We start from the raw sequence: 1,182 nt of genomic DNA on the forward strand, positions 1-1,182 counted from the left end.
ATTTTCTAATAAGTTTTTCAGCATGTTTATCACCTATTCTGTAAAGTAAATTACAGAGAAATAGATCTTGAGCCGTCTAGTTTCGTTTATTTTCCCTGTATCATCAATTTCTACATCAGTTGAAATTGTTTGTAAATATTGAAGAGCTTTTTTCTTTTCTTCCTCATTTACAGGGGAAACTTGGTTGTTGCGAATGATATAAGGATTGAATGACATTTGGACATCCTTTCCTTTAAAAGTTAAAGTTAATACGCCAGTTTCGGCGCTTTTTCCATTCACATAACTTGGGAATAAAAAGTTACCTAATGAGTAAGCGATAGGAACTTTATTATAATACTCAAACCCTTGTAACCAATGTGGATGGCTTCCGACAATCGCGTTAGCTCCTGCTTCAACCATTTTAGGTACATATTGCTTTTGGTATTCTACCGGACGGTTTGATTTTTCAACGCCCCAATGCATATAGACGATTAAATAGTCTGCATCTTGTTTTTGTTCTTTAATTATTTTTGTTACAAGATTTAAATCATAGCCATTCGCAACGCCAGGTTTATTCTCACCAGCTACCCAATTAGAATCAGGCATAAATCGAACGAAGGAAAGAAATTTAAACTTTTTCCCTTTTACGGTCATTTCTCGTGCAGTATATGCATCTTTTGCATTTTTTCCGGCTCCAATGTAAGGGAACTTTAATTTTTCTACGTGAGAAATCGTATCCAATAATCCATCTTGCCCATAATCAAGTGTGTGGTTATTCCCAATATTTACGATGTCATATCCAGTGTTTTTAATAGCTTGTAGTGTAGATGGGTCACTTTTAATCCAAAACAATTGCCCAGGTGCTTTCTTTTCTTTCGTTGTAAATGCCGATTCTAAATTCACAAAAGAAATATCAGCTTTTTTTATTTCTTCTTTTACATGTTGGAATGGGTAATCAGCCCCATTCTTTTCGATTATAGGACGTAATTGCCAATCAAACATTGTATCACCAGAGAAGGTGAGTGTGATTTCTTGGTCTTCTATTTTCTTTTCGCTTTTTGAAGCGGTTTTACTAGATTTGTTTTGCAAATCGGGTTTGTCTTTTGCTTTTGAAATAAAAGAGTAATTGATTAATAAAACAATCGGTGTAATGAAAAAGGCTATTAACAAAAATCGTCTTAGTAAAGTTTTCATATATACCTT

At 33.8% G+C, this 1,182-nt stretch carries 1 protein-coding gene; it reads right to left on the minus strand.

The genetic code is table 11. The annotated features are described in order from the left end of the window. Window positions 1-33 precede the first annotated feature (33 nt). Entirely contained in the window at window positions 34-1,173 is a 1,140-nt protein-coding gene (locus tag ACQGS6_RS28930) for a CapA family protein (protein WP_426966069.1), read from the minus strand. Window positions 1,174-1,182: the final 9 nt, after the last annotated feature.

The organism is Bacillus sp. GMs2/2 (assembly GCF_050172095.1).
Classification (GTDB): domain Bacteria; phylum Bacillota; class Bacilli; order Bacillales; family Bacillaceae_G; genus Bacillus_A; species Bacillus_A cereus.